This window comes from Sinorhizobium terangae (genome assembly GCF_009601505.1).
In the GTDB taxonomy this organism is placed as follows: Bacteria; Pseudomonadota; Alphaproteobacteria; order Rhizobiales; family Rhizobiaceae; genus Sinorhizobium; species Sinorhizobium terangae.
This window is the reverse complement of the sequence record NZ_WITC01000118.1, coordinates 1-21,268: the sequence shown is the minus strand read 5'-3', so window position 1 is coordinate 21,268 and position 21,268 is coordinate 1. Positions and strand designations below refer to the sequence as shown.

General features: G+C 60.6%; 32 protein-coding genes. 22 read left to right on the top strand and 10 right to left on the bottom strand.

Features of this window, described 5'->3' with window-relative positions:
- Nucleotides 1–9 precede the first annotated feature (9 nt).
- The 18 genes from rpmC (at nucleotide 10) to rplQ (ending at nucleotide 9,940) form a co-directional block, all read left to right on the top strand.
- Entirely contained in the window at nucleotides 10–210 is a 201-nt protein-coding gene (gene rpmC / locus GHK62_RS27000) for a 50S ribosomal protein L29 (RefSeq protein ID WP_153442057.1), read from the top strand.
- A gap of 12 nt (nucleotides 211–222) precedes the next feature.
- Complete coding sequence (gene rpsQ / locus GHK62_RS26995; RefSeq protein ID WP_018239490.1) at nucleotides 223–459, top strand: 30S ribosomal protein S17; 237 nt, start codon at nucleotides 223–225, stop codon at nucleotides 457–459.
- A gap of 178 nt (nucleotides 460–637) precedes the next feature.
- Entirely contained in the window at nucleotides 638–1,006 is a 369-nt protein-coding gene (gene rplN / locus GHK62_RS26990) for a 50S ribosomal protein L14 (RefSeq protein ID WP_012707761.1), read from the top strand.
- A 14-nt stretch (nucleotides 1,007–1,020) separates the two neighbouring features.
- Nucleotides 1,021–1,332: a 50S ribosomal protein L24 gene (gene rplX, locus GHK62_RS26985; RefSeq protein WP_136504356.1), complete on the top strand. Its 312-nt coding sequence runs from the start codon at nucleotides 1,021–1,023 to the stop codon at nucleotides 1,330–1,332.
- A complete protein-coding gene (gene rplE / locus GHK62_RS26980) occupies nucleotides 1,325–1,882 on the top strand; it encodes a 50S ribosomal protein L5 (protein WP_136504357.1) in 558 nt (185 codons plus the stop codon). The genes rplX and rplE overlap by 8 nt, the downstream gene beginning before the upstream one ends.
- 34 nt (nucleotides 1,883–1,916) lie before the next feature.
- On the top strand, nucleotides 1,917–2,222 hold the full coding sequence (rpsN, locus tag GHK62_RS26975) for a 30S ribosomal protein S14 (protein WP_153442056.1): 306 nt from the start codon (nucleotides 1,917–1,919) through the stop codon (nucleotides 2,220–2,222).
- Nucleotides 2,223–2,234: 12 nt separating this feature from the next.
- Nucleotides 2,235–2,633, top strand: a complete 399-nt coding sequence (gene rpsH, locus GHK62_RS26970) for a 30S ribosomal protein S8 (RefSeq protein ID WP_136504358.1) — start codon at nucleotides 2,235–2,237, stop codon at nucleotides 2,631–2,633.
- 40 nt (nucleotides 2,634–2,673) lie between these two features.
- Nucleotides 2,674–3,207 (top strand): 50S ribosomal protein L6, encoded by a 534-nt coding sequence (gene rplF, locus GHK62_RS26965; RefSeq protein WP_153442055.1) that lies wholly within the window; start codon nucleotides 2,674–2,676, stop codon nucleotides 3,205–3,207.
- 12 nt (nucleotides 3,208–3,219) lie between these two features.
- Complete coding sequence (gene rplR / locus GHK62_RS26960; protein ID WP_136504360.1) at nucleotides 3,220–3,582, top strand: 50S ribosomal protein L18; 363 nt, start codon at nucleotides 3,220–3,222, stop codon at nucleotides 3,580–3,582.
- A 133-nt stretch (nucleotides 3,583–3,715) separates the two neighbouring features.
- Entirely contained in the window at nucleotides 3,716–4,285 is a 570-nt protein-coding gene (gene rpsE, locus GHK62_RS26955) for a 30S ribosomal protein S5 (RefSeq protein WP_153442054.1), read from the top strand.
- A 12-nt stretch (nucleotides 4,286–4,297) separates the two neighbouring features.
- Nucleotides 4,298–4,501 (top strand): 50S ribosomal protein L30, encoded by a 204-nt coding sequence (rpmD, locus tag GHK62_RS26950; RefSeq protein ID WP_026617379.1) that lies wholly within the window; start codon nucleotides 4,298–4,300, stop codon nucleotides 4,499–4,501.
- 13 nt (nucleotides 4,502–4,514) lie between these two features.
- Nucleotides 4,515–4,985, top strand: a complete 471-nt coding sequence (rplO, locus tag GHK62_RS26945; protein ID WP_153442053.1) for a 50S ribosomal protein L15 — start codon at nucleotides 4,515–4,517, stop codon at nucleotides 4,983–4,985.
- A 233-nt stretch (nucleotides 4,986–5,218) separates the two neighbouring features.
- The gene (gene secY / locus GHK62_RS26940) at nucleotides 5,219–6,559 is read left to right on the top strand and encodes a preprotein translocase subunit SecY (RefSeq protein WP_153442052.1); all 1,341 of its coding nucleotides are present in this window, start codon (nucleotides 5,219–5,221) and stop codon (nucleotides 6,557–6,559) included.
- Nucleotides 6,556–7,134, top strand: coding sequence for an adenylate kinase (locus tag GHK62_RS26935; protein ID WP_153442051.1), 579 nt, complete (start codon nucleotides 6,556–6,558; stop codon nucleotides 7,132–7,134). Before secY ends, GHK62_RS26935 begins: the two co-directional genes overlap by 4 nt.
- A 233-nt stretch (nucleotides 7,135–7,367) precedes the next feature.
- Nucleotides 7,368–7,736: a 30S ribosomal protein S13 gene (rpsM, locus tag GHK62_RS26930; RefSeq protein ID WP_136504365.1), complete on the top strand. Its 369-nt coding sequence runs from the start codon at nucleotides 7,368–7,370 to the stop codon at nucleotides 7,734–7,736.
- A gap of 230 nt (nucleotides 7,737–7,966) precedes the next feature.
- Nucleotides 7,967–8,356 carry a 30S ribosomal protein S11 gene (gene rpsK, locus GHK62_RS26925; RefSeq protein ID WP_003536496.1) on the top strand — a complete coding sequence of 130 codons (390 nt, stop codon included), beginning with the start codon at nucleotides 7,967–7,969 and terminating at the stop codon, nucleotides 8,354–8,356.
- Nucleotides 8,357–8,459: 103 nt separating this feature from the next.
- A complete protein-coding gene (locus GHK62_RS26920) occupies nucleotides 8,460–9,470 on the top strand; it encodes a DNA-directed RNA polymerase subunit alpha (protein WP_136504366.1) in 1,011 nt (336 codons plus the stop codon).
- Nucleotides 9,471–9,514: 44 nt separating this feature from the next.
- A complete protein-coding gene (gene rplQ, locus GHK62_RS26915; RefSeq protein WP_136504367.1) occupies nucleotides 9,515–9,940 on the top strand; it encodes a 50S ribosomal protein L17 in 426 nt (141 codons plus the stop codon).
- A gap of 44 nt (nucleotides 9,941–9,984) precedes the next feature.
- On the opposite strand, the gene msrQ is transcribed toward rplQ, so the two are convergent.
- Nucleotides 9,985–10,641, bottom strand: a complete 657-nt coding sequence (msrQ, locus tag GHK62_RS26910) for a protein-methionine-sulfoxide reductase heme-binding subunit MsrQ (RefSeq protein ID WP_153442049.1) — start codon at nucleotides 10,639–10,641, stop codon at nucleotides 9,985–9,987.
- 2 nt (nucleotides 10,642–10,643) lie between these two features.
- On the bottom strand, nucleotides 10,644–11,585 hold the full coding sequence (gene msrP / locus GHK62_RS26905) for a protein-methionine-sulfoxide reductase catalytic subunit MsrP (protein WP_153442048.1): 942 nt from the start codon (nucleotides 11,583–11,585) through the stop codon (nucleotides 10,644–10,646).
- A 183-nt stretch (nucleotides 11,586–11,768) separates the two neighbouring features.
- Here msrP and GHK62_RS26900 point away from each other — a divergent pair, with 183 nt between their 5' ends.
- From GHK62_RS26900 to sugE, 3 genes are all read left to right on the top strand, one after another.
- Complete coding sequence (locus tag GHK62_RS26900; protein WP_153442047.1) at nucleotides 11,769–13,166, top strand: DegQ family serine endoprotease; 1,398 nt, start codon at nucleotides 11,769–11,771, stop codon at nucleotides 13,164–13,166.
- Nucleotides 13,163–14,473, top strand: coding sequence for a replication-associated recombination protein A (locus GHK62_RS26895; protein WP_153442046.1), 1,311 nt, complete (start codon nucleotides 13,163–13,165; stop codon nucleotides 14,471–14,473). The genes GHK62_RS26900 and GHK62_RS26895 overlap by 4 nt, the downstream gene beginning before the upstream one ends.
- Before the next feature lie 156 nt (nucleotides 14,474–14,629).
- Nucleotides 14,630–14,944, top strand: a complete 315-nt coding sequence (sugE, locus tag GHK62_RS26890; protein ID WP_153442045.1) for a quaternary ammonium compound efflux SMR transporter SugE — start codon at nucleotides 14,630–14,632, stop codon at nucleotides 14,942–14,944.
- 141 nt (nucleotides 14,945–15,085) lie between these two features.
- Here the strand turns inward: sugE and GHK62_RS26885 are convergent, their stop codons facing one another.
- The 4 genes from GHK62_RS26885 to crcB form a co-directional block, all read right to left on the bottom strand.
- Nucleotides 15,086–15,871 carry an ATP12 family chaperone protein gene (locus GHK62_RS26885; protein WP_153442044.1) on the bottom strand — a complete coding sequence of 262 codons (786 nt, stop codon included), beginning with the start codon at nucleotides 15,869–15,871 and terminating at the stop codon, nucleotides 15,086–15,088.
- A complete protein-coding gene (locus GHK62_RS26880; RefSeq protein WP_153442043.1) occupies nucleotides 15,864–16,529 on the bottom strand; it encodes an HAD-IA family hydrolase in 666 nt (221 codons plus the stop codon). The genes GHK62_RS26885 and GHK62_RS26880 overlap by 8 nt, the downstream gene beginning before the upstream one ends.
- Entirely contained in the window at nucleotides 16,526–17,521 is a 996-nt protein-coding gene (locus GHK62_RS26875; RefSeq protein WP_153442042.1) for an RluA family pseudouridine synthase, read from the bottom strand. The genes GHK62_RS26880 and GHK62_RS26875 overlap by 4 nt, the downstream gene beginning before the upstream one ends.
- 81 nt (nucleotides 17,522–17,602) lie before the next feature.
- Complete coding sequence (gene crcB / locus GHK62_RS26870; RefSeq protein WP_153442041.1) at nucleotides 17,603–17,980, bottom strand: fluoride efflux transporter CrcB; 378 nt, start codon at nucleotides 17,978–17,980, stop codon at nucleotides 17,603–17,605.
- A 141-nt stretch (nucleotides 17,981–18,121) separates the two neighbouring features.
- On the opposite strand from crcB, the gene GHK62_RS26865 reads away from it, so the two are divergent.
- Complete coding sequence (locus tag GHK62_RS26865) at nucleotides 18,122–18,433, top strand: DUF1883 domain-containing protein (protein ID WP_153442040.1); 312 nt, start codon at nucleotides 18,122–18,124, stop codon at nucleotides 18,431–18,433.
- A 30-nt stretch (nucleotides 18,434–18,463) separates the two neighbouring features.
- On the opposite strand, the gene fghA is transcribed toward GHK62_RS26865, so the two are convergent.
- The 4 genes from fghA to GHK62_RS26845 form a co-directional block, all read right to left on the bottom strand.
- Nucleotides 18,464–19,297: an S-formylglutathione hydrolase gene (gene fghA, locus GHK62_RS26860; RefSeq protein ID WP_153442039.1), complete on the bottom strand. Its 834-nt coding sequence runs from the start codon at nucleotides 19,295–19,297 to the stop codon at nucleotides 18,464–18,466.
- Nucleotides 19,298–19,324: 27 nt separating this feature from the next.
- On the bottom strand, nucleotides 19,325–19,972 hold the full coding sequence (locus tag GHK62_RS26855; RefSeq protein WP_153442038.1) for a DUF1345 domain-containing protein: 648 nt from the start codon (nucleotides 19,970–19,972) through the stop codon (nucleotides 19,325–19,327).
- Nucleotides 19,973–19,997: 25 nt separating this feature from the next.
- The gene (locus tag GHK62_RS26850) at nucleotides 19,998–20,438 is read right to left on the bottom strand and encodes a YaiI/YqxD family protein (protein WP_153442037.1); all 441 of its coding nucleotides are present in this window, start codon (nucleotides 20,436–20,438) and stop codon (nucleotides 19,998–20,000) included.
- A 179-nt stretch (nucleotides 20,439–20,617) separates the two neighbouring features.
- On the bottom strand, nucleotides 20,618–21,268 hold a 651-nt coding region (locus tag GHK62_RS26845; protein ID WP_153442036.1), incomplete at its 5' end, for a zinc-binding dehydrogenase.

The following is a 21,268-nucleotide window of genomic DNA, read 5'->3' as shown; positions in this document are numbered from 1 at the left end:
GTGAAGCTCATGAAAGCCGCAGATGTTCGCGCTCTGAGCGCCGATCAACTCAACGAAGAGCTTGCCAAGCTGAAGAAGGAGCAGTTCAACCTGCGCTTTCAGAAGGCGACCGGCCAGCTCGAGAAGTCTTCGCGTATCAACGAAGTCCGCAAGGACATCGCACGCATTAAAACAATTGCCCGCCAGAAGGCGGCAGAAGCCAAGGCCTAAGGACCAGTAAATATGCCGAAACGCATTCTGCAGGGCACCGTCGTCAGCGACAAGAACGACAAGACCGTCGTCGTCAGGGTCGAGCGCCGCTTTGCGCACCCGATCCTCCAGAAGACCGTTCGTCGTTCCAAGAAGTACAAGGCTCACGACGAGAACAACCAGTACAAGGTCGGTGACGTCGTTTCCATCGAGGAATGCGCGCCGATCTCGAAGGACAAGCGCTGGACGGTGGTTTCCGCCCAGGCTTGATTTCTGCAGGTTTTGGCCGCGAGACCCTTGCGTCTCGGGCAAATATCTGTATGAAGCACGCAATTAAAGCTGAGGAACGCTCGAGTCCGGGCGTTCTTTTGCTTTGAGATGAGCACAATAAGCCGGGCGAGGGGGTTTCGACCCAACCGGCCTGGTAACAACAAGAAGGCGACCTGACATGATTCAGATGCAAACAAACCTCGACGTGGCGGATAATTCCGGCGCACGTCGTGTCATGTGCATCAAGGTGCTGGGCGGCTCCAAGCGCAAGTATGCGTCGATCGGCGACATCATTGTCGTTTCGATCAAGGAAGCCATTCCGCGCGGCCGCGTGAAGAAGGGTGACGTCATGAAGGCTGTTGTCGTTCGCACGGCGAAGGACATCCGCCGTCCGGATGGCAGCGTCATCCGTTTCGACACCAACGCAGCCGTTCTTATCGATAACAAGAAAGAGCCGATCGGCACCCGTATCTTCGGACCGGTTCCGCGCGAACTCCGCGCCAAGAACCACATGAAGATCATCTCGCTGGCTCCGGAAGTACTCTAAGGGAGCGTTGAGAGATGCAAAAGATTCGCAAAGGCGACAAGGTTGTCGTTCTCACCGGTAAGGACAAGGGCCGTACCGGCGAAGTAATTCAGGTCATGCCGAAGGAAGACCGGGCTGTCGTGCGTGGCGTCAACATGGTGAAGCGTCACCAGCGCCAGACCCAGAGCCAGGAAGCGGGCATCATCAACAAGGAAGCCCCGATCCATCTTTCGAACATCGCGGTCGCCGATCCCAAGGACGGCAAGCCGACCCGCGTCGGCTTCAAGATCGAAGGTGACAAGAAGGTCCGCGTGGCCAAGCGTTCGGGAGTAGTGATCGATGGCTAAGACCGCTTATGAGCCGCGGCTCAAGAAGGAATACGTAGAGCGCATCCGCAAGGCGATGCAGGAGAAGTTCTCCTACGCCAACGAAATGCAGATCCCGCGCCTCGACAAGATCGTCATCAACATGGGTGTTGGCGAAGCAACCGGCGACTCCAAGAAGCCGACCGTTGCAGCTGCCGACCTCGCTGCGATTGCTGGCCAGAAGCCGGTGATCACCCGCGCTCGCAACTCCATCGCTGGCTTCAAGGTCCGCGAGGGCATGCCGATTGGTGCCAAGGTTACCCTGCGCGGCGTTCGGATGTACGAGTTCCTGGATCGTCTCGTGAACATCGCCCTTCCGCGTGTTCGCGACTTCCGTGGCCTCAATCCGAAGTCTTTCGATGGTCGTGGCAACTTCGCCATGGGCATCAAGGAGCACATTGTGTTCCCTGAGATCAACTACGACAAGGTTGATCAGATGTGGGGCATGGACATCATCGTTTGCACGACGGCAACTAACGACGACGAAGCTCGCGCTCTGCTCACAGAGTTCAACTTCCCGTTCCGTCAGTAATCCGTAACGACAAGCGTAAAGAAGGATAACTGTTATGGCGAAAACGAGCGCAGTTGAAAAGAACAAGCGCCGCCGCAAACTGGTTGCCGGGCAAGCGTCCAAGCGCGCTGCATTGAAGGCAATCATCATGAACCAGTCTCTGCCGATCGAAGAGCGGTTCAAGGCAACCCTCAAGCTGGCAGAACTGCCGCGTGATGGCTCCAAGACCCGCATCCGCAATCGTTGCGAAGTGACCGGCCGCCCGCGTGCCTACTATCGCAAACTTCGTATGTCGCGTATTGCGCTTCGCGAACTGGGCAACCTCGGCAAGGTGCCGGGCGTGGTCAAGTCGAGCTGGTAAGGAGACGGGCACATGGCAATGACTGATCCCTTGGGCGATATGCTCACCCGTATCCGCAACGGCGCTGCGCGCCGCAAGTCCAGCGTTTCGACGCCGGCCTCCAAGCTCCGCGCACGCGTTCTGGATGTGCTTCAGGCCGAAGGCTACATCCGTGGATACTCCGAAGTCGAATTCGGCAACGGCAAGTCCGAGCTGAACATCGAACTGAAATACTACGAAGGCTCGTCCGTGATCCGCGAGATCGCACGCGTCTCCAAGCCGGGCCGCCGGGTCTATGTCTCGGTCAAGTCCATTCCGCAGGTCGCGAACGGCCTCGGCATCACCATCCTTTCGACCCCGAAGGGCGTGATGGCCGATCATCAGGCACGCGAACAGAATGTTGGTGGCGAGGTTCTTTGCTCGGTCTTCTAAGGCCGGGCAGGATCTCCATAGCGAACAGACAGGTAAAAAAATGTCTCGTATCGGTAAGAAACCCGTTCAAGTTCCGGCAGGCGTCACGGCTAGCGTTGATGGCCAGAAGGTAACGGCGAAGGGTCCGAAGGGCGAGCTGTTCTTCGTCGCAAACGACGAAGTATCGGTGAAGCTCGAAAACAACACGGTTGTCGTTCAGCCGCTCAATGAGAGCAAGGATGCTCGTTCGAAGTGGGGCATGTCCCGCACGATGATCGAGAACATCTTCAAGGGCGTGAAGGACGGCTACGAGCGCAAGCTCGAGATCAACGGCGTCGGTTACCGCGCATCGATGCAGGGCAAGAACCTGCAGCTGGCGCTCGGCTTCAGCCACGACGTGGTCTATCAGACTCCGGAAGGCATCACGATCGCTGTGCCAAAGCCGACGGAAATCGTCGTCACCGGCATCAACAAGCAGCAGGTCGGCCAGGTTGCCGCGGAAATCCGCGAATACCGCGGCCCCGAGCCCTACAAGGGCAAGGGCGTCAAGTATGCCGAAGAGCGGATTGTCCGCAAAGAAGGCAAGAAGAAGTAAGGATCACGCGAAATGGCTAGCAGGAAAGATACTCTTGTGCGTCGCGCCAGCCGCGTGCGCCGTCAAATCAAGGCGGTCGCCAATGGCCGCCCGCGCCTGTCGGTTCATCGCTCGTCGAAGAACATCTATGCGCAGATCATCGATGACGTTGCCGGCAAGACGCTTGCTTCCGCATCGACCCTCGACACAGATCTGCGGTCTTCGCTGAAGACCGGTGCTGATACGGCGGCCGCTACGGCTGTCGGCAAGCTCCTCGCAGAGCGCGCTTCCAAGGCGGGCGTCAAGGACGTTGTCTTTGATCGTGGCGCCTTCATCTACCACGGCCGCATCAAGGCGCTGGCCGAGGCAGCTCGCGAAGGCGGCCTGAACTTCTAAGGTTCACCGCCCGAGCCGCAACGCTCGGGCGGCATCCGGCTTCGTAATACCCCGGCCGCTTCGATTTCGAAGGAAGTGAAGCGGCCTTCGTCAATCTGCCGATTGCACCCGGAAAAGAAAAAGGAAGAGGACAATGGCACAAGAAAAAAGAGGCTCTCGCGAAGATCGCCAGAGCCGCGAAGAGCGCGACAGCGAATTTGTCGATAAGCTCGTCGCGATCAACCGCGTCGCCAAGGTGGTGAAGGGCGGTCGTCGTTTCGGTTTCGCAGCGCTCGTCGTCGTCGGCGACCAGAAGGGCCGCGTTGGCTTCGGTCATGGCAAGGCGCGCGAAGTGCCGGAAGCCATCCGCAAGGCAACGGAAGCCGCCAAGCGCGACCTGATCTTCGTCCCGCTGCGTGGTGGCCGCACATTGCATCACGACGTCCATGGCCGTCACGGCGCCGGCAAGGTGCTGCTGCGTTCGGCCAAGGCCGGTACCGGTATCATCGCTGGTGGTCCGATGCGCGCCGTCTTTGAAACGCTCGGCGTTCACGACGTCGTCGCCAAGTCGACCGGCTCGTCGAACCCTTACAACATGGTTCGCGCGACGTTCGACGCGCTCAAGAACCAGATGCACCCGAAGGACATCGCGGCACAGCGCGGCATGAAGTACGCCACGCTCCAGGCCCGCCGCGTTTCCGCCGGCGTTGCTTCCGAAGAATAAGGGAGCTGACTGATGGCTAAGAAAGAAGTTGCCAAGAAGACGGTTACCGTCGAGCAGATCGGTAGCCCCATTCGCCGTCCGGCCGTGCAGCGTCAGACGCTCATCGGCCTGGGCCTCAACAAGATGCACCGGGTTCGCACGCTGGAAGACACTCCGGCCGTTCGCGGCATGATCCGGGCCGTCCAGCACCTCGTTCGCGTCGTCGACGAGAAGTGAGGGGGATCCAGAAATGAAACTGAATGAAATCAAGGACAACGAAGGCTCGACCAAGAACCGCAAGCGTCTTGGCCGTGGTATCGGTTCCGGCTCCGGCAAGACCGCCGGCCGCGGTGTAAAGGGTCAGAAGGCTCGTTCGGGCGTTGCCATCAATGGCTTCGAAGGCGGTCAGATGCCCATCTACCGTCGCCTGCCGAAGCGCGGCTTCAACAACATCTTCGCTTCGGAGTTCGTTGTCGTGTCGCTCGGCCGCATCCAGGCTGCCGTCGATGCCAAGAAGCTCGACGCGTCGAAGACCGTCGATGCCGCTGCTCTCAAGGCTGCCGGCATTATCCGCCGCGAGAAGGACGGTGTTCGCGTTCTCGCTGACGGCGAACTGAAGGCGAAGGTTTCGCTCGAAGTTGCCGGCGCGTCCAAGTCGGCGATCGAGAAGATCGAAAAGGCCGGCGGTTCGGTCAAGCTGCTTGCAGCAGCCGCAGAATAATGTGACTGATGAACCGCCCGGGGTGCTTCACTCTGGGCGGTTTTGCTCCCATATGTGAGCCTCACGTTCGAGGCGGCGAATCGCTCGCTGCATCGGACATAACGGAAACCACGGTGAGGCATCCGATTGCAGCGACAATCGCCTCGCGTCCGGTTTTCAAGAACGAAGACTTCTCTTTCCGGAACTGACCGGGTTTTCCCGCTGATTCCGAAATTTGGTACGCGGAGAATCGCATGGCTTCTGCAGCGGAACAGCTTGCCTCGAACCTGAATTTTTCAACTTTCGCCAAGGCGGAGGATCTGAAAAAGCGTCTTTGGTTCACCCTTGGCGCGCTTCTGGTTTATCGCCTCGGCACCTATATCCCGCTGCCCGGCCTCAATCCGGATGCGTTTGCGCAGGCCTTCCAGGGCCAGAGCGGGGGCATTCTTGGCCTCTTCAACATGTTCTCGGGCGGCGCGGTTGAGCGCATGGCGATCTTCGCGCTCGGCATCATGCCCTATATTTCCGCTTCGATTATCGTGCAGCTCATGACCTCGGTCGTGCCGGCGCTCGAACAGTTGAAGAAAGAAGGCGAGCAGGGCCGCAAGATCATCAACCAGTATACCCGCTATGGCACGGTGCTCCTCGGCGCAATGCAGGCCTACGGCATTTCCATCGGGCTGGAGAGCGGCAACGGCCTGGTCATCGATCCGGGCTGGTTCTTCCGCATTTCGACGGTAATTTCTCTTCTCGGCGGCACGATGTTCCTGATGTGGCTGGGCGAGCAGATCACCTCGCGCGGCATCGGTAACGGCATTTCGCTGATCATTTTCGCGGGCATCGTCGCGCACCTGCCGACCGCGCTCGCCGGAACGCTCGAACTCGGCCGCACCGGGGCGCTCTCGACGCCGCTCATTCTCGCCATCATCATCATGGTCGTGGCAGTGATCGCGCTGATCGTTTTTGTCGAGCGTGCACAGCGCAGACTGCTGATCCAGTATCCGAAGCGCCAGGTTGGCAACCGGATGTTCCAGGGCGATACGTCGCACCTGCCGCTGAAGCTCAACACCTCGGGCGTCATTCCGGCGATTTTCGCGTCGTCGCTGCTGCTCTTGCCGGCGACTCTGGCTGGCTTCGCCAACACTGCGACGCTGCCGGGCTGGGCAACGGCGATCGTCAGCGCGCTCGGTCATGGCCAGCCGCTCTATATGCTGTTCTACGGCGGCATGATTGCTTTCTTCGCCTTCTTCTACACCGCGATCGTGTTCAATCCGAAAGACACCGCGGACAATCTGAAGAAGCACGGTGGCTTTATCCCGGGCATTCGCCCGGGCGAACGGACGGCCGAATACATCGACTTCGTGTTGACGCGCATCACCGTGATCGGCGCGATCTACCTGATCTTCGTATGCATCCTGCCTGAAATCCTCATCTCGCAGACCGGCGTGCCGTTCTACCTTGGTGGTACGTCGCTTTTGATTGTTGTCAGCGTCACCCTTGATACGGTAGCACAGATCCAGGGTCACCTCATTGCTCAGCAGTATGAGGGGCTGATCAAGAAGTCGAAGCTGCGCGGAGGAAAGAGGGGACGATGAGACTGATTTTTTTAGGCCCGCCGGGCGCTGGCAAGGGTACACAGGCCAAGCTTCTGACGGAGAGATACGGCATTCCGCAGCTTTCCACAGGCGACATGCTGCGCGCGGCCGTGGCTCAGGCGACCGAAGTGGGCAAGCGGGCAAAGGCCGTCATGGACGCCGGCCAGCTCGTTTCCGACGAGATCGTCAATGAAATCGTCTCTGACCGCATCGACGCGCCGGACTGCGCCAAGGGGTTTATCCTCGACGGTTATCCGCGCACCGTCCCGCAAGCCAAGGCGCTCGACCGGATGCTCGAAAGCAAGGGCTTGAAGCTCGATGCCGTCATCGAGCTGAAAGTCGACGAGGCAGCTCTTGTACGGCGGATGGAGAATCGCGTAGCGGAAACCGTCGCGGCCGGCGGCACCGTTCGCTCCGACGACAATCCGGAAGCCTTCAAGCGTCGCTTGACGGAATATCGCGAGAAGACGGCGCCGTTGTCGGAATACTATGCCGGTACCGGTCAATTGAAGACTGTGGACGGCATGGCGGACGTGAATACGGTCACCGCTGAAATCGAGAAGATTCTGGCTTAGGCATTTGTCTTTGCCAAAATGGAACCGCCGGGGGAGTTGACTTTTCCGGCCGATTCCTCCAAAGACAGCGTCAACTCGCGACATGAGAAGCGATCGGCGCGGTCTTCAAAGCAACGAAGTCCGGGTACGGTCGTTTTTGACGTGTCTCGAACCTCAATTAACGTGCGGCTCTTCGAGGTCGCGTAACGAAGCACCTATTGCCGGATGGCAACTGGAACGCAAGGAGAATAGACGTGGCACGTATCGCTGGCGTCAACATCCCGACGGCAAAGCGCGTCGTCATCGCGCTGACCTACATTCACGGGATCGGCCCGAAATTCGCGCAGGAAATCATCGAGAAGGTCGGCATCCCGTCCGACCGTCGCGTACACCAGCTTACGGACGCTGAAGTTCTTCAGATCCGCGAGACGATCGACCGCGATTACCAGGTCGAAGGTGATCTGCGTCGCGAAACGGCGATGAACATCAAGCGCCTGATGGACCTCGGCTGCTACCGTGGTCTTCGCCATCGTCGCGGCCTGCCGGTGCGCGGTCAGCGCACGCACACCAATGCCCGCACCCGCAAGGGTCCGGCCAAGGCGATCGCCGGCAAGAAGAAGTAATTTCCCGAAAGGGGAAATCGGGAGGCTGGCGTCGTGCGCCGGCCTCCTTTTGCAGTTTGGGAAGGCGGTGTCGCCTGACCATCGCGGGACCGGGATCGGTTCAGCGAATATCCGTCGGGCCGGCGTGCTGGCTCGGCAAGAAGTGAAGATGCAGGGCAGGGGACGAACAATCCTTTTCCCGGTGGAGCCGCTGGAATTACGGCGGTGCAGAGATCTAAGAAAGGGATCCAATGGCCAAGGAAGCCACCCGCGTTCGCCGCCGCGAGCGCAAGAACATCACGTCTGGCGTCGCACACGTCAATTCGTCGTTCAACAACACGATGATCACCATCACCGACGCGCAGGGCAACGCAATCGCCTGGTCGTCCGCCGGTGCAAAGGGTTTCAAGGGTTCGCGTAAGTCGACCCCGTTTGCCGCTCAGATCGCCGCTGAAGACTGCGCCAAGAAGGCTCAGGAACACGGCATGAAGTCGCTGGAAGTGGAAGTTTGCGGTCCGGGTTCGGGTCGTGAATCTGCGCTTCGCGCTCTGCAGGCTGCGGGCTTCATGATCACCTCGATCCGCGATGTGACCCCGATCCCGCACAACGGCTGCCGCCCGCGCAAGAAGCGCCGCGTCTGATCATTTGCATTCAACATCCCGGTGAGGGCGTCCAGGCGCTCTCCCGGTCTTCGGGGCTCGGTTGTCACGATTGGATGGTGGCAACGAACGGAAGGCAGAAAACATGATCCAGAAAAATTGGCAGGAATTGATCAAGCCGAACAAGGTGGAGTTCGCCTCCTCCGGCCGCACCAAGGCAACGCTGGTCGCGGAACCGCTTGAGCGCGGCTTTGGTCTGACGCTTGGCAACGCGCTTCGCCGCGTGCTTCTGTCGTCGCTGCGCGGTGCTGCCGTCACCGCGGTGCAGATCGACGGCGTGCTGCACGAGTTCTCCTCTATCCCGGGCGTCCGGGAAGACGTGACCGACATCGTGCTCAACATCAAGGAAATCGCCATCAAGATGGATGGCGACGACGCAAAGCGCATGGTCGTGCGCAAGCAGGGCCCCGGCGTTGTAACGGCCGGTGACATCCAGACGGTTGGCGACATCGAGATCCTCAACCCGAACCATGTGATCTGCACGCTCGACGAGGGCGCCGAGATCCGCATGGAGTTCACCGTCAACAATGGCAAGGGCTATGTGCCGGCTGACCGTAACCGCTCGGAAGACGCGCCGATTGGCCTCATTCCGGTCGACAGCCTGTACTCTCCGGTCAAGAAGGTCTCTTACAAGGTGGAAAACACCCGTGAAGGCCAGGTTCTCGACTATGACAAGCTGACGATGTCCATCGAAACCGATGGCTCGGTTACCGGCGAAGATGCGATCGCATTTGCGGCGCGCATTCTTCAGGATCAGCTGTCGGTCTTCGTCAACTTCGAAGAGCCGCACAAGGAAGCAGAGGAAGAGGCAGTTACCGAACTCGCCTTCAACCCGGCGCTTCTCAAGAAGGTCGACGAACTGGAGCTTTCCGTCCGTTCGGCCAACTGCCTGAAGAACGACAACATCGTCTATATCGGCGACCTCATTCAGAAGACGGAAGCAGAAATGCTCCGCACGCCGAATTTTGGTCGCAAGTCGCTCAACGAGATCAAGGAAGTTCTCGCTTCCATGGGCCTGCACCTCGGCATGGAAGTGCCGTCCTGGCCGCCGGAGAACATCGAAGATCTCGCCAAGCGTTACGAAGACCAATACTAACCAATAGACTGCAGGCGGATGCCTGCAAGTAAAGGAGACTAGCCATGCGCCACGGTAAAGCCGGCCGCAAGCTGAATAGAACCGCCAGCCACCGCAAGGCGATGTTTGCCAACATGGCAGCTTCGCTGATCGAACACGAGCAGATCGTGACGACCCTGCCGAAGGCAAAGGAAATCCGTCCGATCGTCGAAAAGCTCGTCACGCTCGGCAAGCGCGGCGACCTGCATGCCCGCCGTCAGGCGATCTCGCAGATCCGCGACGTTGCCGTCGTCTCGAAGCTGTTCGACACGATCGCATCGCGTTATGCCACCCGCAATGGCGGCTACCTGCGCATCATGAAGGCAGGCTTCCGTCACGGCGACAACGCCGCGCTCGCTGTCATCGAGTTCGTTGACCGCGATGTCGATGCCAAGGGTGCGAAGGACCGCGCTCGCGTTGCAGCCGAAGCTGAAGCAGCCGAAGCGGCCTGATCGCCAAAACTAGCGACAGAAGAATCGAAGCGGCCGGGTGATCGTCACCCGGCCGCTTTTTCTGTTGCGGGACGACCTGAAACGACCTGCTGGCGCCTCCAGCGAAGGAAGCGCGTCCGGACAGCCCGCCAGCCAACAAGCAGGGCGACGAGGCCGAGGTAAAACATCTGCTCCGGCCCCACGACCTTCACCGCCATGGCGAAATGAAGAGCGCCGGCAGCCGCGATCACATAGACGAGCCGATGAAGTTTGTTCCACCGCTGCCCGAGCCGGCGGATCGACCAATTGTTCGATGTGATCGCGAGGGGAATCAGCATTGCGAACGCGGCCATGCCGATGGTTATGAACGGCCGGCGGGCGATATCGGCGATGATCGGCTGGATGCGCAGCGTCTGATCGAGCACCATGTAGGCCAGGAAGTGCATCAGCACGTAGTAGAAGGCGAGCAGGCCGACCGCGCGTCGGTATCTCAGCCAGTTTATCCCGATAAGATCGCGGATCGGCGTGATCGTCAGCGTCGCGACGAGGAAGCGCAGCGCCCAAAGGCCAAGCAGGTGCTCGAACTCCTTGACTGCGTTGCCCGGCAGTTTACCGGTGGCGCCAAGATAGAAGGCCGATATTGCCGGGCAGAGACCAAGCGCATAGAGAACCCAGACAGAAGGGCCATGAAAGCGTTTCGGCAAGGTGGGGAGGGATGCCATCGTTAGAAATTCGCCGTCAGATCCATGCCTGCATAGAGACTGGCGACCTCGTCTCCATAACCGTTGAAGGGAAGCGTGTCGCGTCGGTTGGCACCGAAAAAGCCGCCTTCGCCGATGCGGTTCTCCGTCGCCTGGCTCCAGCGCGGGTGATCGACAGCCGGGTTCACATTGGCATAGAAGCCGTATTCGTTCGGAGCAGCGAGGTTCCAGGTGCAAGGCGGCGGCGTCTCGGTCAGCGAGATTCGCACGATCGATTTGATCCCCTTGAACCCGTATTTCCAGGGCACAACCAACCGGATCGGCGCGCCATTCTGGTTCGGCAGCGTTTTTCCGTAGAGGCCGACCGAAAGGATCGTCAGCGGGTGCCGCGCCTCGTCCAGCCTCAGGCCTTCGCGATAAGGCCATTCGAGAGGCTGGAAATAGCCGGCCTGGCCGGGCATTTCCTCCGGCCTCACCACGGTCTCGAAGGCGACATATTTGGCGCTGCCGAGTGGTTCGACCTTGTCGAGAAGGCCCGCCAGCGGAAGGCCGATCCACGGGATCACCATGGACCAGGCTTCGACGCAACGCATGCGATAGATCCGCTCTTCGAGCGGGAAGGCCAGAAGTTCCTCAAGTCCGAATTCCTTCGGCTTGGTGACGAGGCCATCGACTTTTACGGTCCAGGGTGAAGGCTTGAAGCTTCCAGAACTGGCGGAGGGATCGCCTTTGCCCGTCCCGAATTCGTAGTAGTTGTTGTAACTCGTCACGTCTTTCTCGGGCGTCATGGCGTCATCAAGCTTATAAGGGCCCGGCGATGCCTTGAGGGCGGTCGCACGAGCCGCCGTCGCCCCACCCAATATCAGGCCGCCCGCCGCCGTCGCCAGAAATGTTCTTCGATTGAGGAAAAAGCGTTCGGGCGTGATCTCGGACGTAGCGATGCGCGGCGGGCGGTAGGCGGGCATGGAGTTTCCCCGTTATAGATTGGCGGTTACGAGCGATCAGATGAGCAAAGATTCAATCACTGGAAAAGATGCGGGAAACCACGTTTTCGTGTGTCGTCCGTGAGCGTCAGCTGTTCAGCCGTTTGCCTTTTTTCCTGCGAAATCCTATCTGATCGTAGCGGCAACGATAAGGAGAACTGATATATGATCTTTGGCCGTCGAGCACTGGTGACATTTGTCCTAGCCGTTGCAATGTCCGTCCCCGCGGTAGCGCAGGACGGCAAGACCGTGCCCGAATCCCGCGCCGAGATGCAGCTCTCCTTCGCACCATTGGTCAAGCAGACGGCGAATGCCGTGGTCAACGTTTATGCAGAGCGGGTCGTCGAGCGGCGATCGATTTTTTCCGGAGATCCCTTCTTCGAGGAGTTCTTCGGACAACGCATGCCGAACAGGACCGAAAAGCAGTCGTCGCTCGGCTCTGGCGTGATCGTCGGCCGGAACGGCGTCGTGGTCACGAACAACCACGTTATCGAGGGGGCCGACGACATCAAGGTCGCGCTTGCCGACGGGCGCGAGCTCCCCTGCAAGATCATGCTCAAGGATGACCGCGTGGACCTTGCTGTCCTGAAGATCCAGTCGGACGGGCCGTTCGACATCATTCCGATCGGCGATTCCGACGCCGTCGAGGTGGGCGATCTGGTGCTGGCTATGGGCAATCCCTTTGGCGTCGGCCAAACCGTGACGAGCGGTATCGTATCGGCGCTCGCCCGCAACCAGATTAACTCCGGCGACTTCGGCTTCTTCATCCAGACGGACGCGGCCATCAATCCCGGCAATTCCGGCGGCGGCCTGATCGACATGAAGGGGCAGCTGATCGGGATCAACACGGCGATCTTTTCGAGGGGCGGCGGCTCTAACGGCGTCGGCTTCGCGATTCCAGCCAATCTGGTCAAGGTCTTTGTCGCCTCTGCAGAGAGCGGCGGCGGCTCGTTCATCCGTCCCTTTATCGGAGCCACCTTTGAACCGGTCACGTCGGAAGTGGCCGATGCGCTCGGTCTTGACCGGGCACGTGGCGCATTGGTGACGGCCGTCGCTGCCGACGGTCCGGCCGCTGCCGCCGGCCTCAAGCCGGGGCAGGTGGTTACCGCGGTCAACGGCATCGCCGTCGAACACCCGGACGCGCTCGGCTATCGCCTCACGACCGTCGGTATCGGTCACGAGGCGCGTGTGACGATCTCCGAAAACGGGAAGACGCGCGATGTCGTCCTCAAGCTCGAGCGGGCACCGGAGACTTCGCCGCGCGACGAGCGGCTGATCGAAGGGCGCAATCCCTTCGCCGGTGCGGTCGTTGCAAATCTCTCCCCGCGGCTGGCGGAAGAATTGCGGATGCCGACTTCGCTGCGAGGTGTCGTCGTGACCGAGATCAATCGCGGCTCGCCGGCAGCCCGGATCGGCCTCCAGCCGAAGGACATTGTCCGGTCGGTCAACGGCACGGAGATCGACACGTCGAAGACGCTCGAGAGCGTCACGGCCGAGGACGCATCCCTGTGGCGAGTCGAGATCGAGCGCGACGGCCAGGTTATCAGACAATTTTTCAAATGAGCGATCTGTTTTCACCCATCGAACCACCGGAAATGGCGTCTGCGAGGCCACTCGCCGACAGGCTGCGGCCACGCACGCTTGCAGAAATCACGGGGCAGGAGCACCTGACTGGCGAAGATGGTGCTCTTACCCGCATGATAGCGTCCGGTTCGCTGGGATCGATGATCTTCTGGGGGCCGCCGGGGACGGGCAAGACGACCGTAGCGCGTCTGCTCTCCGGAGAGGCCGGCCTCGCCTTCGAGCAGATCTCGGCGATCTTCTCCGGCGTCGCGGACCTCAAGAAGGTGTTCGATTCTGCGCGTGCCAGGCGGATGTCGGGCCGCCAGACGCTGCTGTTCGTCGACGAGATCCATCGCTTCAACCGCGCCCAGCAGGATAGCTTCCTGCCGGTCATGGAAGACGGAACGGTGATCCTTGTCGGCGCGACGACGGAAAACCCGTCTTTCGAGCTCAACGCCGCACTCCTGTCACGCGCGCGTGTCTTGACCTTCAAGCCGCATGACGAGGCGAGCCTGGAGGAGCTTTTGAAACGCGCCGAGCAGGCGGAGGGTAAGCCCCTGCCGCTCGACGAGGACGCCCGCGCCAGTCTGCTGCGGATGGCGGACGGCGATGGGCGTGCCGTGCTGACGCTTGCCGAAGAAGTCTGGCGTGCGGCGCGTCGGGATGAAATCTTCGATGCCACAGCTCTGCAAGACATCGTCCAGCGCCGCGCCCCGGTCTACGACAAGGGGCAGGATGGGCACTACAATCTGATCTCGGCGCTCCACAAGTCCGTTCGCGGCTCGGATCCGGATGCCGCGCTCTATTATCTCTGCCGCATGTTCGATGCCGGCGAGGACCCGCTTTATATCGGCAGGCGGCTGGTGCGCATGGCCGTCGAAGACATCGGGCTTGCAGATCCTCAGGCACTGGTGATCTGCAACGCTGCCAAGAATGCCTATGACTATCTCGGCTCGCCGGAAGGCGAGTTGGCGCTGGCCGAAGCCTGTATCTATGTCGCGACGGCACCGAAGTCGAATGCTGTCTACACCGCCTACAAGTCGGCGATGCGTGCAGCGAAGGAAAACGGCTCGCTACTGCCGCCGAAACATATTCTGAACGCTCCGACAAAGCTCATGAAGGGCGAGGGTTACGGCGAGGGATATCGTTACGACCACGACGAGCCGGACGCCTTTTCGGGGCAGGACTATTTTCCGGAGAAGATGGGCCGCAAGACGTTTTATGACCCGCCTGAGCGCGGCTTCGAACGCGAGCTTCGCAAGCGGCTCGAATGGTGGGCGAAACTTCGGCGCGAGCGAAACTCTTAAGGAGAGATTTGACTCCGCCGCAAGGCAGGCTTTCCGGGAAGCGCCTTGCTGCCAGTACGCTCTCGTGGCATAGGCAGCGCATTGCAGACGGCTGCACGGGATCGATTTGTCCCGAACATCCGCGGGGACGGCCTCGCTCCAGAACAGGAGTTGGAAATGGCCTGGATCACCCTTCTGCTCGCCGGCCTCCTCGAAATCGGCTGGGCGATCGGTCTCAAATATACGGACGGATTTACGCGGTTCACGCCGACCGTGCTGACGGTCGGATCGATGATCCTCAGCGTCGTGCTTCTCGGTATTGCTGTGCGCTCGCTGCCTCTTGGCACGGCCTATGCCGTATGGACCGGCATCGGCACTGTCGGCACCGTCGTGCTCGGGATCGTCCTTTTTGCCGAGCCGGCGACGCTCATTCGCCTCGGCTGCATCGGCCTGATCGTCGCCGGCATTGCCGGTCTCAAGCTCTTCGCCTAGGGCAGTTTGCAGTCAGGTGGAATCACCTGACGTCGCATAAATGCGGCAAAAACAAACATATAGAGCGTTGGCGCGAACGCACGTGAGCGCATCCGGTTCTAACGCAGCGGGAATTGACTGCCGCAGCGGCAATGCTCGACGCTATTTCAGGGCGTCGAGCGCCGTTGCCGCAGCCTGCATTTCCTGCCACCGGTTTTCGCGGCGACGGAAGGCTTCCTCATCGGTTCCCCAATGCTCGATCTGCCAGTCCTCGTCGACGTGAGCGGCAGCCCAGGCTTCCTCTGCCGTCAGACGGCCCATGGCGAAGGCGAGCGCAAGCAGCGCCGATCCGGTGAGTGTCGTCAACGTATGCAGGCACGTTAGTCCGAGGGGCGTCGCGAAGGCGCGCAGGCCCTCGGCATAGGCCGAGATCGCCTCTTGAGGCTGTTCCTGGTGGATCACGCCTTCGATCAGAATAAAACGGGCGCCGAGCGACTGCGCAGCCCAGTCGAGGATCGGGTTCCAGAGCGCGTTCTGCCGTGCAACCAGCCCATCGGGACTGTCGGCACGATAGCAGAGGAGGTCACTTCCGACGAAACGCAGGATATCGTCGAACACAGCGCGGTGATCGAGCGCCACACCGTCGATCGCGGTATTGACGATGCGCGTAATCGGCATTGCCGCCGGGTCGATTACGTCGGACTGAGCATCCCACTCGGCCGCCAACAGTTCCGCAAGCTTGCGGGTCGGAACCGCAAGCGGATGTTTCGCTGGCGTGCGCAGCCTACGGCCGTCAAGAAGCACGGTCTGACCGCCATCTTCCGCAGTACCGATGCTCACTTCCTTGTAGAAACGCTTTGCCAGCGGCTTTTGCATCTGGATTTGTGCACGCCGTACCGGATCTTCATGACTCAACGCGCCGCTCAACTCATCGCGTATATCAGGCATGATTGCGCTCCATCCATTCGATTATGTCTTCCGGTGTGCGGGCAATGTGGTCGGCGCCGGCTTCGATCAGAGCCGGCACGCTTGCGTAACCCCAGGCGACCCCGAGCGCATCGGCACCGGCCGCCTTCGCCATCTGCATATCGTAGATGGCGTCGCCGATCACGAGCGTGTCCTTCGCGTCAACGCCTGCCTCCGCACAGCATTCCATGACCATCGCCGGGTGCGGTTTGGAGGGGCAGTCGTCGGCCGTCCGGGAAACGAAGAAGATCTTGTCGAGGCCATGTGTGGCTGAAATATGTGTGAGGCCCCGGCGCGATTTTCCAGTGACAGCGCCGATCAGCAGTTCATCGCGTGCGGCAAGCGTCTGCAACATCTCGGCAATGCCGGGAAACAGTTGCTCCTGAAACCCTGCTTCAGCCCGCACTGAAGCGAAGATCTCCTTGTAATGTGCCGTCATTGTGACTGCACGCTCATCGACATGCTCGCGGCCCAACAGGCGGGCGATCGCGATGTCGAGCGTCAGGCCGATGATTGCCTTGGTCGCTTCGGTCGTCGGGCGGGGATGGTCAAAGGCTTCGAAAGTGCGGCCCATCACTTCATGGATCAACGCGACGCTGTCTACCAGCGTCCCGTCGCAATCGAATAGGACGAGCTTCATCTATCTTCCTCGTCGGCGGCATTTTCGTCGAAGCCGAGCAGGTTCCAGCTCTGCACCATATGGGGGGGCAGGGGGGCCGTGACCTTCAGTCGTCCGCCGTTCGGATGCGGAATGTCGATGTGCCGGGCGTGCAGATGCAGCCGATTCTGGATGCCGCCGGGGAAGGTCCAGTTAATATCGGCCTCGAAGTATTTCGGATCCCCGATGATCGGATGTCCGATGTGGGCGGCGTGGACGCGCAGTTGGTGCGTGCGGCCGGTATAGGGCTCCATTTCGAGCCAGGCCAGATTCTGCCCGGCCTGCTCGACGATGCGGTAGTAGGAAATCGCGTGGTCCGCGCCGTCGTCGCCGTGTTTGGCGATCCGCATGCGATCGCCATCCGGCGTCTGCTCCTTGACGAGCCACGTGGAAATACGGTCCTCGCGCTTGCGCGGCACGCCTTTGACCAGGGCCCAATAGGTCTTCTTGGTATCGCGCTCGCGGAAGGCGGCGGTCAGCTGCTGGGCGGCGCCGCGCGTGCGGGCGACGACGAGGACGCCCGATGTGTCGCGGTCGAGACGATGCACCAGTCGTGGTTTTTCACCCTTCTGGTTCGTCCACGCCTCAAGCATCTTGTCGATATGGCGGCTGACGCCGGAGCCGCCCTGCACGGCAAGGCCGGCGGGCTTGTTGAGCACGATCACCTTTGCGTCTTCGTGGAGCACCATGCGCGACAGCAGTTCGCCGTCAGGCGAATGGCGCAGGTCCCGACCGCCGATCGGGCCCGTCTTGGTGTCCTTGGCATCGACGCCGAGAGGCGGAATGCGGATCGTCTGGCCCGGCTGCACACGCGTATCGGATTTTGCGCGGGCACCATCCACGCGGATCTGGCCGGAGCGCAGCAGCTTCTGCAGCGGTCCGAAGCCGAGCCCGGGAAAATGCACCTTGAACCAGCGGTCGAGGCGCATTCCCGCCTCGTCGCCGTCCACCAGTCTGTGTTCTATGCCTGCCATCTGCAAAAATCCTGTTCTTCTACAGCGCCGCGCGTCCTATCAGGCGCGCAAAGGACGCTGCAGCACTTTGAATTGCTGGCTTTAGACCATTGCGCGCATCAGGGCCAGTCCGGCGAAGACCGCAAGAATGGAAAGAACGACGCTTGCCAGAATATACGCGATGCCGAGCGCCGGCTGGCCGTGTTCCAGCAGCGTTATTGCGTCCAGCGAGAAGGCGGAGAATGTGGTGTAGCCGCCAAGCACGCCGGTGATCAGGAACACACGCATTTCCGGAGACGCCCCCATCTTGTGCATGATCAGCTCCGCCAGGAAACCGATCAGGAACGAACCGCTGACGTTCACGCTCAAGGTGCCCCAGGGAAAGGCGGGACCGAACCGATGGAGCGTCCAGAGGCCGACGAGATAACGTAGCATGGAGCCCAGCGCACCACCGGCGCCGACGAGCAGGATATGGAACATGAAGCCGATTTCCGTTGGGGCTGAAATGAAGATCGTAGTGACGAGACAAGGGCGTTGCGCTTTTGGTGCAAAACCATTCGTTAAGCGGCGCTCGCTAGCATTGTGAGAAGTGTCTTATGTAAGTTTCCGGTCCAGGCGGCGATGACAAAAAGAGCATTGAACTATACCCATTACGACCTCAAGGAACAAAGGGCCGGCACGACGATCGAAGTGACGCTGTCGGCCGTCGCCAACGTCCGGCTGATGACCGCCGACAACTTCACCCGCTACAGGGAAACGTTGAAGCACCAGTTCCTTGGCGGCGTCGCGCGAAAATCGCCGTTGCGCATGATGATCCCCGAGACCGCCCACTGGCATCTCGTCATCGACATGGAAGGTCACCACGGGCTTGCGCAGTCAAGCGTCCGCTTGGTCGAAGCGGCTGGCCAACCACGCTTCCAATCCATGTCGTGATGCTCGGCTCGGATCCCGTACGACCGTTTCTCAGCCGAGCCGCTCGGCATGCCACTTCAGATGATCGTCCATGAAGGTCGATATGAAGTAGTAGGAATGGTCGTAACGCTCGTGCATCCGCAGCGTCAGCCCTATTCCGGTCCCCTTTACCGCTTCCTCGAAAAGCCAGGGGCGCAAGCCGTTCTCAAGAAACCCGTCCGCCTTGCCCTGGTCGATCAGGAACTCCGGGAAGCGTGCCCCGTCCTTGACCAATGCACAGGCATCGTAATGGCGCCAGGCGGTCTTGTCGGGGCCAAGGTATTTCTCGAAGGCACCGACCGACCAGTCGGCCGTCGAGGGCTCCACGATCGGCGCAAACGCCGAGCAGCTCTTGAACCGCTCCGGGTTTCTAAGAGCGATCGTCATCGCCCCGTGCCCGCCCATCGAATGGCCGAAAATACCCTGGCGGCTCATGTCCATGCGGAAATGCTGGCTGGCGAAGGCGGGTAGCTCCTCCGTGATGTATGTGTACATCTGGTAATGCTCGGCCCAGGGCGTCTCCGTTGCGTCGAGATAGAACCCGGCGCCCTTGCCCATTTGCCAGTTAGTCAGTTCGTCCGGCACATCGCTGCCGCGCGGGCTTGTATCCGGGCAGACGATGATGATGCCGAGCTCCGAGGCCATGCGGCGATATTCTCCCTTTTCCGTCACGTTTGCGTGGGTGCAGGTGAGGCCGGACAGGTACCATAGAACAGGGCGCGGCTCGCTGATCGCCTGCGGCGGTACATAGACGGCAAAGGTCATCTCACCCTTGCAGGCGGCCGAGTCATGGGAAAAGACGCCCTGCATGCCGCCAAAGGCCGTGTTTTGCGAGATTACTTTCATGAGGCTCTCCTTGAAATGGATGAGGCGTCAGCCGGCCAGCTGGACAGCCGCATTGACGGCCGCGGCGACCAGCACCGTGTTGAAGAAGAACGAAACGACGGCATGCGCCAGATTGATCCGGCGCATCGTCGTTGTGGTGATTGCCACATCCGATGTTTGCGCGGTCATGCCGATGACGAAGGCGAAATAGAGAAAGTCATGACCGCCGGGCGTGTCCGTTTCCGGAAACATCAGTCCGCGTGCCGGCCCGATCGGATCACGCGTCTCATCGGGTACCCAATAGACGTGCGCGTAATGCATTGCCGCCATGGTGTGGATCGTCGCCCAGCCGAGTCCGACGGAGGCAAAGGCGAGGGGCAGTTCGAGTCCATAGCCCGGATCCTGCCGACTGAGAGCCAGGAAGAGCGACAGCAGCGAGACGGCAGCCGCGGCAAGCGTAACCAGAAAAATGACCGCTTCAGGTTCGTCGGTACCATGCGCATGATGTTCGAGATAATTTCCGGTCAGCCGCCTGAGCCGCATGGCCGCCTTGATGAGATAAACACAGAAGAACGTGATGGCGGTGATCTCCAGGGCAAAGCGTGGAGCAAGGACCAGGGAGATCGGCAGGCTCAGCAGGGCGCAGCCGAGCGCCGCATAGAATGGCCAATGTCGCAGCCTTGTCGTCCGTTTCATCACGCGGCCCAGCGTCCTTCCGCGCTCATCTTTTGGCTTGGCGGCAGAGTCGGTCAAGCGCCTCCAGGAAAGCTGAGCGATCCCTTGCCGTGAAGGCTGCATTGTAGCCCTTGCTTTCGCCGGTTTCCCTCAGGTGCGCGCCGAGGTCGCGCATGGCCGTAGCCATGCCGATGTTGCTCTTGTCGAAGAGTCGGCCGGATGGCCCGGTAACGAGGGCACCAGCCGCGACGCAGCGTGCGGCGAGCGGGACATCCGCCGTAATCACGATGTCGCCTTCTCCTGCACGTTCGGCGATCCAATTGTCAGCTGCGTCGAAGCCTGCCGACACGATGACGTTGTGCACCATCGGGTCTCGCGACGGGCGCAGGCCGGAATTGGCGACGAACGTCACCTCGAAGCCGTGACGTTCCGCTACCTTCAGAATTTCCGCCTTTACGGGGCAGGCGTCGGCATCGACGAAGATCATCTTGTACACATTTCCTACTGCATGTTTCCTTAAATCGGATCCGATTTAAGGATAAAAACATGCAGCGATTCAAGGTGCTACAGCGTCCTTTGCGCGTCTGATAGACGCGCGGCGCTGTAGCAGTCAAAAAGCACCGGAATTCAATCGATTCCGGTGCTTTGTTGATTGAGGTCGGCAGCTCAGTAGATCACGACGCTCCTGATGCTTTCGCCGGAATGCATCAGTTCGAAGCCCTTGTTGATGTCGTCGAGCGGCAGCGTGTGGGTGATCATCGGATCGATGGCGATCTTGCCCTCCATGTACCAGTCGACGATCTTCGGCACGTCGGTACGCCCGCGCGCGCCGCCGAAGGCGGTGCCCATCCAGGTGCGGCCGGTGACGAGCTGGAACGGCCGGGTGGCAATCTCCTGGCCGGCGCCGGCCACCCCGATGATCACCGACTTGCCCCAGCCGCGATGCGAGGCCTCGAGCGCCTGGCGCATCACCTTGACATTGCCGGTGCAGTCGAAGGTGTAGTCGGCGCCGCCGATCTGGTCGGCGCCGCGTTTCGTCATGTTGACGAGATAAGGCACGATGTCGTCGCCGACCTCCTTCGGATTGACGAAGTGGGTCATGCCGAACTTCTCGCCCCAGGGCTTCTTGTCGTTGTTCAAATCGACGCCGATGATCATGTCGGCGCCGGCAAGCCTGAGCCCCTGGATGACGTTGAGACCGATGCCGCCGAGACCGAAGACGATCGCCGTCGACCCCATTTCCACCTTGGCGGTGTTGATCACCGCGCCAATGCCGGTGGTGACGCCGCAGCCGATGTAGCAGATCTTGTCGAACGG

Bases quoted from the DNA above. Each gene is read 5' to 3' on its own strand.
- rpmC (WP_153442057.1), top strand. From the start codon at position 10: ATGAAAGCCGCAGATGTTCGCGCTCTGAGCGCCGATCAACTCAACGAA.
- rpsQ (WP_018239490.1), top strand. From the start codon at position 223: ATGCCGAAACGCATTCTGCAGGGCACCGTCGTCAGCGACAAGAACGAC.
- rplN (WP_012707761.1), top strand. From the start codon at position 638: ATGATTCAGATGCAAACAAACCTCGACGTGGCGGATAATTCCGGCGCA.
- rplX (WP_136504356.1), top strand. From the start codon at position 1,021: ATGCAAAAGATTCGCAAAGGCGACAAGGTTGTCGTTCTCACCGGTAAG.
- rplE (WP_136504357.1), top strand. From the start codon at position 1,325: ATGGCTAAGACCGCTTATGAGCCGCGGCTCAAGAAGGAATACGTAGAG.
- rpsN (WP_153442056.1), top strand. From the start codon at position 1,917: ATGGCGAAAACGAGCGCAGTTGAAAAGAACAAGCGCCGCCGCAAACTG.
- rpsH (WP_136504358.1), top strand. From the start codon at position 2,235: ATGGCAATGACTGATCCCTTGGGCGATATGCTCACCCGTATCCGCAAC.
- rplF (WP_153442055.1), top strand. From the start codon at position 2,674: ATGTCTCGTATCGGTAAGAAACCCGTTCAAGTTCCGGCAGGCGTCACG.
- rplR (WP_136504360.1), top strand. From the start codon at position 3,220: ATGGCTAGCAGGAAAGATACTCTTGTGCGTCGCGCCAGCCGCGTGCGC.
- rpsE (WP_153442054.1), top strand. From the start codon at position 3,716: ATGGCACAAGAAAAAAGAGGCTCTCGCGAAGATCGCCAGAGCCGCGAA.
- rpmD (WP_026617379.1), top strand. From the start codon at position 4,298: ATGGCTAAGAAAGAAGTTGCCAAGAAGACGGTTACCGTCGAGCAGATC.
- rplO (WP_153442053.1), top strand. From the start codon at position 4,515: ATGAAACTGAATGAAATCAAGGACAACGAAGGCTCGACCAAGAACCGC.
- secY (WP_153442052.1), top strand. From the start codon at position 5,219: ATGGCTTCTGCAGCGGAACAGCTTGCCTCGAACCTGAATTTTTCAACT.
- GHK62_RS26935 (WP_153442051.1), top strand. From the start codon at position 6,556: ATGAGACTGATTTTTTTAGGCCCGCCGGGCGCTGGCAAGGGTACACAG.
- rpsK (WP_003536496.1), top strand. From the start codon at position 7,967: ATGGCCAAGGAAGCCACCCGCGTTCGCCGCCGCGAGCGCAAGAACATC.
- GHK62_RS26920 (WP_136504366.1), top strand. From the start codon at position 8,460: ATGATCCAGAAAAATTGGCAGGAATTGATCAAGCCGAACAAGGTGGAG.
- rplQ (WP_136504367.1), top strand. From the start codon at position 9,515: ATGCGCCACGGTAAAGCCGGCCGCAAGCTGAATAGAACCGCCAGCCAC.
- msrQ (WP_153442049.1), bottom strand. From the start codon at position 10,641: ATGGCATCCCTCCCCACCTTGCCGAAACGCTTTCATGGCCCTTCTGTC.
- msrP (WP_153442048.1), bottom strand. From the start codon at position 11,585: ATGCCCGCCTACCGCCCGCCGCGCATCGCTACGTCCGAGATCACGCCC.
- GHK62_RS26900 (WP_153442047.1), top strand. From the start codon at position 11,769: ATGATCTTTGGCCGTCGAGCACTGGTGACATTTGTCCTAGCCGTTGCA.
- GHK62_RS26895 (WP_153442046.1), top strand. From the start codon at position 13,163: ATGAGCGATCTGTTTTCACCCATCGAACCACCGGAAATGGCGTCTGCG.
- sugE (WP_153442045.1), top strand. From the start codon at position 14,630: ATGGCCTGGATCACCCTTCTGCTCGCCGGCCTCCTCGAAATCGGCTGG.
- GHK62_RS26885 (WP_153442044.1), bottom strand. From the start codon at position 15,871: ATGCCTGATATACGCGATGAGTTGAGCGGCGCGTTGAGTCATGAAGAT.
- GHK62_RS26880 (WP_153442043.1), bottom strand. From the start codon at position 16,529: ATGAAGCTCGTCCTATTCGATTGCGACGGGACGCTGGTAGACAGCGTC.
- GHK62_RS26875 (WP_153442042.1), bottom strand. From the start codon at position 17,521: ATGGCAGGCATAGAACACAGACTGGTGGACGGCGACGAGGCGGGAATG.
- crcB (WP_153442041.1), bottom strand. From the start codon at position 17,980: ATGTTCCATATCCTGCTCGTCGGCGCCGGTGGTGCGCTGGGCTCCATG.
- GHK62_RS26865 (WP_153442040.1), top strand. From the start codon at position 18,122: ATGACAAAAAGAGCATTGAACTATACCCATTACGACCTCAAGGAACAA.
- fghA (WP_153442039.1), bottom strand. From the start codon at position 19,297: ATGAAAGTAATCTCGCAAAACACGGCCTTTGGCGGCATGCAGGGCGTC.
- GHK62_RS26855 (WP_153442038.1), bottom strand. From the start codon at position 19,972: ATGAAACGGACGACAAGGCTGCGACATTGGCCATTCTATGCGGCGCTC.
- GHK62_RS26850 (WP_153442037.1), bottom strand. From the start codon at position 20,438: ATGATCTTCGTCGATGCCGACGCCTGCCCCGTAAAGGCGGAAATTCTG.